The organism is Streptomyces sp. NPDC101151 (assembly GCF_044768335.1).
In the GTDB taxonomy this organism is placed as follows: Bacteria; Actinomycetota; Actinomycetes; order Streptomycetales; family Streptomycetaceae; genus Streptomyces.
The window spans coordinates 24,319-30,924 of the sequence record NZ_JBIWPP010000060.1; the positions used below are offsets into that span (position 1 = coordinate 24,319).

Genomic DNA, 6,606 nt, shown 5'->3' on the forward strand with positions numbered 1-6,606 from the left:
ACATTGCTCTCTTGGGTGTTTTCACCCGGTTCACATGGCCTTCGACCGCCCCAGAGCTGCACGGGAGTGTCAGTCCAGCGGTGACGGCGTCGAGGCGGCTCAGGCGGATCGCATCAGGGTCGGGGAGAACTCCCCGTAGAAAAAGCAGTCCAGTACCGGCCCGGTGCCGCCGACGTTCACACGGTGGTCGATCCCGATCAGCTTCGGAAGTGATGCCAACCGGACTCCCGTCTCCTCTTCCATCTCCCGGCATGCCGCGGTGCATGGATCCTCGTCGTGATGCCACCGGGCAACCACCACTGACCTGAGATCGGCCCGCCCGGCCCGTAGCGCAGCAACAGAATCTGGCCGTGGCAGTCGTGGACAACCACACACGAGGCGAGGAGCGCCTGCGGCTGCGTCTTGATCCACTTCTCACGGGGCAGCCATGTGTCCCCGGCCATGTCCTGGGCACCGTCATCGGGTCAATCCCACCTCCAAGAACGGGTTCTCGCTTGGTCTGTCGCCCCCGACGCTGTCCCCGAGCCCGGAGTCCCGGGGGACACGGCAGAAGGGAGGTCAGTTGGTGTCTGGGCGGCGGAACACCTCGGTCGGTCGCCACCGTTCCGGCATCGCAGGGAGCTTGCTGAACGCAGGGAGAGGGACCCGTTGGGCGCGGGACACTGCGTCCATGCCCGTCTCGCGTGCCGCGGCTTCGAAGTCTTCGGCGACGCCGGCCGGGATCCACTGCTGCCCGTCCCATTCCTGGATGCCGCGCGGGGCGTCAGGGGCGACGTGAGATCCCTGCTCGGGCCGGTTGCCGAGCGGGGTGGCCTGCCGCTCTCCGGGCGTGGGGCGGTGCTGCTCACGGCGTGCTGCCCACTGTTCAAGGGGTTCTTCGTCCATTGCGGGGTGCTGCCTCCTTGGTGCTTCGCTGCATCTGCCGTGTGAGCGCCGGTGCGGGGCTGCGGGTGTCTGACTCAGAGTGTCGCCGACCACCCTCCTCGACAGAGCGTGGTCTCGCCATCGGGGGTGATGGTGACCTTCGCTCCGTATACGGGGAGTTCGCCGTGTTCCAGCCACCGCCACCGGATCTGCTCGAGCACGTCATACAGGCGGCATGGCCCGCCCTGGTGGACGGTCGTGGTGCGCTGGCCGGGTTCGGTGCGGGCTCTGGCCCAGGAGCCGTCCGGGTGGAGCATCCACGTCATACGGCTGCCGTCGTCGCCGGTGCCGGTGCGGTGTTCGATGCCGGGCGCGATCAGGGAGAGCATCGACCACACCTCCCAGGCCTGCATGACGTCGAGCACAGGGAACGGCGAGACGGTGACCTCGCCGTCCTCGGTGCCGGCCGCCGTGAACAGGCCGTTGAGCCTGGGCGGGTAGTCGTTGCCGGCGCGGGTGGTCATGAACGCTGCCCTGTCCCACTCGATGCGGCCCGTCGCGCCGCCATCGTTCATCTTGTCGGCCGTGATGATCAGGCCGGTGCCGGCGATGGTGGTGACCAGGCGCCCGCCGGGCGCGAGAGCGGCAAGCCACGAGGCGGGGATGCGGGGCATGGACACCATGGACACGATCCGGTCGAAGGTGCCGGGCACCTCTTTGCCGGCGTCGGCGGTGACGACGTGGGGGTGCCGGCCGATCCGGTCGAGGCGCTCGGCGGCGGCCTGCGTCAGGTAGGGGTCGACGTCGAGTGTCGTCACCAGCTCGTCTCCGAGCCGGTGGCAGGCCACAGCGGCGCTGTAGCCGGAGCCCGTGGCCACATCCAGCAGTCGTACGCCGGGGGTGAGACGGCCGTGCTGCAGCATGGTCAGGACCAGGCTCGGCAGCGTGGACGATGAGGTCGGGTGCCCGGTGACGGGCCGGCCGGTCTCGGCGTGGTCGGCGTGCACGGGGCCGAGGCGGGTGACCAGCGTGGTGTCCGAGTAGGCGGCCTTCGCCCACGCTTCTTTGTCGGAGGGGCCGTCGACGACCGTCCAACCGCGCTCACCGGGGGAGAACCAGCGCTCGACCAGGACGTGCCGCGGCGTCTCTTCAACCGGCACCCGCCAGCTAGATCCCGGGTAGGTGGTGCTGGCCGCGAGGGCGGTGGCGTGCGACTTCCAGTCCATCAGGTCACTCCTTGAAGATCATCAGCGATGGCTTCCACGATGGGAAGGCCGGTCGCGCCCTGAATCCAGTCCCACTGACCACACGGGTTGATCTCCAAAAACGTCCACCGACCAGAGGGGTCCACGACGAAGTCTGCCGCTCCGTAGCGCAGTTGGATCCGCGCCATCAGATGCCTCATTGCAGTGGCGACCTGCTGCGGAACCGTGGTGGTGGTGTAGGTCAGCGCCCCGTAGTCGCTGCGCCAGTCCACGTGCGCGGCTTCGCTGCCGGCGTGGATGGCGGCGGCGAACATCCGCTCGCCCACCACGGTCAGCCGTACCTCGTGGTCCTTGTCCACCCACGCCTGGAAGAGGTGCGCGGTGGTGCTGATCCCCCGCAGGTCGTCCAGGTCGCCTTGGCTCAACCGCCGCGTGTACACCGATTTGAGCTGACCGTTCTCGATCAGGACAGGCGAGGCGACCGGCTTGCACACCAGCGGTGCACCCATCTCGGTGGCAAAGGCACGCACCTCGTCGGGCCGGTTCGTGATCAAGGTCGCCGGGATACGCAGCCCGCACGCACGTGCGGCAGCGAGCTGGACGGGCTTGTACTCGGCGCGCGCCAGGGCTGTTGGGTGGTTCACCCACCGGCACTCCAGCGCGGACAGGACACCACCAAGGCCCGCGCGGGCCTGAGCGGCAGCGAATCTCTCCTCCGGACCAGACATTCCCACAGGGAAGCGGAACGCCCCGGGGGCGCGGTAGTAGACCGCGCCGACCCGGGACAGCTCCACCGTCCGGTGTCCGGTGGTGAGTTCGCCCGTCCACGCAGACCCCCGGTCGATCTTGCCGGCCAGGGCGAGCCGCTGCGGGAAGTCGACGGTGTCCATGCGGAACACCTCGACTCCGCGCTCCACCAGCTCGACCACCACCCGGTCTGTTGGCCAGTCGTCGTCGGCGGCGACGATAAGGACGGGCGCGGTCATCAGTCCTTGGGCCCCTCGTCCAGTGGCGGCGGGTTCGTCGTCGAACCGTCCGGCACCGTCGGGTTGTGCGTGTTCGCCATGCATGTCAGCAGGCCGCCGTCATAGGTCATGTTGACCTGGCGGACGTCGTCGTACGTATGCGCGGGAACACGGGTGACCTTGGTGGAGTCCGGGATGCGGGCGAACCGCAGCGCCCAGGGCCGCGTCAGCGCGCTCGAGGGAGCCTCTGCGCTGAAGGGCGTGCGGCCCCCGGGCGGCGTGAGAGGGAAGGCCTCACGTTCCAGAGCTGTCGTCATGATCTTCTCCATTCGATGGGACACAGTGATGTGCTGAAACCCGGCGCGGGCAGGTGATCTGGACCGTGGGGGAACGGATTCGACCGGAACTCCCCGCGCCGGGCGTCGGACCCCGTCCAGCGATCCAGGCGCGGCAGGCGGGATCGCCAGAGGGCTGTTTGTCCCTCCGGCTGCCAGGGCTCAGGGGGCCGGCCGGCAGCCGGAGAGGGCTTGGCTCGTGCGCTGGACACGAGGTGCCACGGAGGGCCTTCGTGATGAGCGACGCGACCGCATGGGGCGGAAGCCAGGCTGCTCCCACCTCACGCGGAGTTCAGCAGATGCTGCTCAGCACGGAGCCCAGGAGCGCTTCGTGCGGGACGGGGCCGGGCCGGAACCGGTCGAGGAGGTCGCGTAGCGGCACGGGCGGTACCAGGCGGTCGCCGCGCATGCGCCGCCTCCAGAACACCCCGGGCGGCTCCGCCTGGGACAGCGGTGGCAGGGCGAGCTGGTGGGGCCTGCCCAGGCACGCACCGTAGCGGTGCGGGGTCCACTGGGCGCTGGTTGCGGGCGGCACGAGCCAGATCAGCCAGCCACGCTCGGGGTCCTCGATGACAGGGCCGCAGGCATCCGGCCGGTCCTGCTGATTGGTCCGCTGGATTTCGTCCAGCATCGCCACCACCCCGTATGCCTCGGGGCCGCTTGCAGTGACGACGATGTCGAACAGATGCCCACCCAGAGGGAGAACAAGGTCCCCACCGCGCTGGAAGGCCATCAGCCTCCGGACACGGTCGGCCAGGGACCCCATATCCGGGGCTACCTCGCCGGGCGATCCCAAAGCGTTGGGCTGGGCGAACACGGCTTCCGGGACGGGGGGCCGCTCCTGTGCCGGTGCCACCTTGCGCTGGGGGAGCGGGGCGCGCACACTCATGCGCCCACCTCCCGAGCGGTGGGAAGGATCGCGCGCACGGTCTTGCCAGCGGGCTCGCCGTCCGCATCCATCCTCATGTACCAGGACAGCCCGCCGTAGTGATGCACCCACCACAGGACAGGCCGCGGCTCCCGGAACTCACGGTCGGCACTCATCTCCTCGAAGCCCGGGAACGCCGGGAGGGCGTCGTCGACCTCGATGATGAGTTCGTTCGTCTCCGCGGTGAGGGCCACTCTGAGCATGACGTAGCCGTCAGGGAAGGGCCGGCCATGCCGGACCGCGTTGTCGACGAGTTCGCCGACGACGCCAGCGACGGCATCGACGTCCCCGCTCCAGTGGCACAAGGTCAACCTCGAGCGGACCCGTAAGCGGGCTCCCTGGCCGGCCGTTTCGTTCGCCAACAGGCGGGTGCACCAGCTGAACAGCGAGCTCTCGTCGTCCAGCAGCAGAGGGAGCAGCGCCACCGTCGCACGCACGGGGTGCTGGTCGGCTGCGAACCTGACCGGTGCGCAGGCTGCTGTCTCTGTGCCTGCGTCCTTTTTCCTTCGGACAGGTGATGTCTGCGCGCTGCCCGTCATCGGGGCGCACCCGCCGATCGCCGACACCGGTACTCACACGACGGGAGGTAGCTTGTCGTGATCTGGCCCGGTGGTTGGTAAATCCGGGACACTGCAACGGTGTTGCGTGGCGCGGCGACAACGCCTTTCTCCGCGATCATATGCACCCTGATTTTCAACGCCGAGCCCCATGTGGGCTCGGGTAATAGGGCGATACCGTTCGTCATGTTGACGCTCCTATGCGGCGTTAGCCATGCCCCGGGACCGTCGTGAGCGGTCGCCGGGGTCCTGACTCTTCGACCGTAAGAGCGCCTGCACCTCACCGCCGACCGTAATCCGGTCGCTACGGTCAGGCAGCGAGCATGCCGACCCTCATAGCCAGGTCCGCTGCACGGCGACGACGAGCAGCCTGCGTCGACTCGACCTGTTCAAGAAGGATCGTCTTGGCATAGCCGTTGTACCGGATCGTCTCCGGCGCAGCCTCATAGGCCTTCTCCAGCGCGGCAATGGCCACGTCGGGCTGATTGTCGAGCTGGTAACCGCGGGCCTCCTCAATCCGGTGCCTGGCCCGCCGCGGACGAGACTTGATCACGCTCTTGTCCGCCCTCGCGGCCTGCCGGACGGACTCGCCGCCCTGATGCAGTTCGACGGCCACGGTGACGGCGTGCGCGCCCATGATGGCCCTGCCGAAGCTGGTGACCGGGTGGTAGTAGTCAGCCGGCAGCCGGGCCGCCAACTGGCTGGCCTTGTCCCAGTGGCGCCAGGCCGTGCCCGTTTGGCGACGGCGGGCCGCGGTGTAGCCCAGCTCGAACTCCAGGGCGCCCGTGATGGCAAGGACATCGTCAGAGGCAGCGGGCAGCAGCGGCTCAAGAAAACGGACCGCTTCGAGATTGACGGCGTCGGCTGCATCGAAGTGGCGAAAACCGGAATCGCGATGTGCCTGCGCAAGCAGCCAGGCGGCCACGCCGATGGCGTGCGGGTCCTCACTCTCCTGCGCGGCGATCATGCCACGCTCAGCGACACGCCAAAGCAGGGAACTATCGGGCTGGTAGGCGATAAAGAACTGCGACAGCGAGTACGTCTGCGCGAGCAGGGCCATCGCCGAGCGCCGGTCGCTGGCAGCGTCGGCGTGACGTACGACGGCTTGAGCGTCCCGGATGAGATCAGGCAGCAGTTTCCCGATGGCCTCCCGGTGGTTGGGCGCCTGGTGCCGGGCCTTCCACGCCGCATGCAACCGCGCCTCAAGATGCGCTACCGGTGCAGGCTCAACGCCGGCAGCGAGTGGAAACGAGTCGATCGCGGACTTCACGGCCGCGAGCCGTCGGTGACCTGGGCCAACGAACAGATCGATGTGCGCGTCGGGACGGCCTGTCAGCTCCGCCAGGTCACGAACTCGCAGGGCCTCCGCAAGCCGCAGCACCATGTCCAGACCGGGCGCCTTCTGCTGCCCGTTCTCGATTTTCCGCATGGTGTGAGGCGACAGACCGACGAGATCAGCAAGCTGCGCTTGGGTCATGCCTCTGCGCTCACGGAGGATCTGTACCCTCTGGCCGAACTTGAGCGGGTCAGCGTACGGATCAGGCGTAGCATCGTGAGACATCGCGGCCCCTGCCCCTCCTAGCGACTTCGTCACTGCAAGAGTAGGGCGATGAGGGCCGATCCTGCGTGATGTTGCCCAGGGTCCTCCCTCTGCCTGTAAGAACTCCTATCGGAATGACTTCAGGCGTCGCCAGCAGATGAGTGCGCATCCGAGAGTGAGGAACGCTTCGTGGATGTCGTCGCGGATCTCCC

At 68.2% G+C, this 6,606-nt stretch carries 7 protein-coding genes; all 7 read right to left on the reverse strand.

All coding sequences use genetic code 11. From position 1 onward, the window contains the following. Window positions 1-558: 558 nt before the first annotated feature. Window positions 559-885: a DUF6087 family protein gene (locus tag ACIRU3_RS44680; protein ID WP_404069725.1), complete on the reverse strand. Its 327-nt coding sequence runs from the start codon at window positions 883-885 to the stop codon at window positions 559-561. A 74-nt stretch (window positions 886-959) separates the two neighbouring features. Then, the gene (locus ACIRU3_RS44685; RefSeq protein WP_404069727.1) at window positions 960-2,090 is read right to left on the reverse strand and encodes a protein-L-isoaspartate(D-aspartate) O-methyltransferase; all 1,131 of its coding nucleotides are present in this window, start codon (window positions 2,088-2,090) and stop codon (window positions 960-962) included. Then, window positions 2,090-3,055 (reverse strand): ATP-grasp ribosomal peptide maturase, encoded by a 966-nt coding sequence (tgmB, locus tag ACIRU3_RS44690; RefSeq protein ID WP_404069729.1) that lies wholly within the window; start codon window positions 3,053-3,055, stop codon window positions 2,090-2,092. Before tgmB ends, ACIRU3_RS44685 begins: the two co-directional genes overlap by 1 nt. Continuing rightward, complete coding sequence (tgmA, locus tag ACIRU3_RS44695) at window positions 3,055-3,351, reverse strand: putative ATP-grasp-modified RiPP (RefSeq protein ID WP_404069731.1); 297 nt, start codon at window positions 3,349-3,351, stop codon at window positions 3,055-3,057. Before tgmA ends, tgmB begins: the two co-directional genes overlap by 1 nt. Window positions 3,352-3,661: 310 nt before the next feature. After that, the gene (locus ACIRU3_RS44700; protein ID WP_404069733.1) at window positions 3,662-4,258 is read right to left on the reverse strand and encodes a hypothetical protein; all 597 of its coding nucleotides are present in this window, start codon (window positions 4,256-4,258) and stop codon (window positions 3,662-3,664) included. Next, window positions 4,255-4,836, reverse strand: a complete 582-nt coding sequence (locus ACIRU3_RS44705) for an ATP-binding protein (RefSeq protein ID WP_404069735.1) — start codon at window positions 4,834-4,836, stop codon at window positions 4,255-4,257. The genes ACIRU3_RS44700 and ACIRU3_RS44705 overlap by 4 nt, the downstream gene beginning before the upstream one ends. A gap of 328 nt (window positions 4,837-5,164) precedes the next feature. Next, window positions 5,165-6,415 (reverse strand): helix-turn-helix domain-containing protein, encoded by a 1,251-nt coding sequence (locus ACIRU3_RS44710; protein WP_404069737.1) that lies wholly within the window; start codon window positions 6,413-6,415, stop codon window positions 5,165-5,167. Between the last annotated feature and the right edge of the window lie 191 nt (window positions 6,416-6,606).

What these genes read in the sequence shown, in the direction of transcription:
- ACIRU3_RS44680 (WP_404069725.1), bottom strand. Translation starts at nt 885, where the DNA reads ATGGACGAAGAACCCCTTGAACAGTGGGCAGCACGCCGTGAGCAGCAC.
- ACIRU3_RS44685 (WP_404069727.1), bottom strand. Translation starts at nt 2,090, where the DNA reads ATGGACTGGAAGTCGCACGCCACCGCCCTCGCGGCCAGCACCACCTAC.
- tgmB (WP_404069729.1), bottom strand. Translation starts at nt 3,055, where the DNA reads ATGACCGCGCCCGTCCTTATCGTCGCCGCCGACGACGACTGGCCAACA.
- tgmA (WP_404069731.1), bottom strand. Translation starts at nt 3,351, where the DNA reads ATGACGACAGCTCTGGAACGTGAGGCCTTCCCTCTCACGCCGCCCGGG.
- ACIRU3_RS44700 (WP_404069733.1), bottom strand. Translation starts at nt 4,258, where the DNA reads ATGAGTGTGCGCGCCCCGCTCCCCCAGCGCAAGGTGGCACCGGCACAG.
- ACIRU3_RS44705 (WP_404069735.1), bottom strand. Translation starts at nt 4,836, where the DNA reads ATGACGGGCAGCGCGCAGACATCACCTGTCCGAAGGAAAAAGGACGCA.
- ACIRU3_RS44710 (WP_404069737.1), bottom strand. Translation starts at nt 6,415, where the DNA reads ATGTCTCACGATGCTACGCCTGATCCGTACGCTGACCCGCTCAAGTTC.